The following is a 267-nucleotide window of genomic DNA, read 5'->3' as shown; positions in this document are numbered from 1 at the left end:
CGCGATGGCGAACGTACTCAGCGGCGCCACGAGCGAGGCGAACAGGTTGCCGCTGATCAGCCATACGATCGCCCCGATGGCCACGACGATCGGAGGCGAGCACAGTCGTCCGAACCACCATCCGCGCACGTACAACGATCGGGCTTCGGGTAGCACCGTCGGATGCAGGAGCCGTTTCACGGCAGGATCGGGCAGGGTCACTGCCTCATGCATGTCGTTCATCTGGACCTCCAAGGAGTTGTCGTCAGGTATTCGGGATCGATGTTC

The 267-nt window shown here is 62.2% G+C and carries 1 protein-coding gene; it reads right to left on the bottom strand.

Annotation, left to right across the window (positions count from 1 at the left end; all coding sequences use genetic code 11):
• The coding region (locus tag AB1471_RS17435; protein ID WP_367780992.1) for a hypothetical protein at positions 1-222 on the bottom strand (222 nt) is incomplete at its 3' end.
• Between the last annotated feature and the right edge of the window lie 45 nt (positions 223-267).

Source organism: Jeotgalibacillus marinus (assembly GCF_040801915.1).
GTDB classification, from domain to species: domain Bacteria; phylum Bacillota; class Bacilli; order Bacillales; family Jeotgalibacillaceae; genus Jeotgalibacillus; species Jeotgalibacillus marinus.
This window is presented reverse-complemented; position numbering and strand designations above follow the sequence as displayed.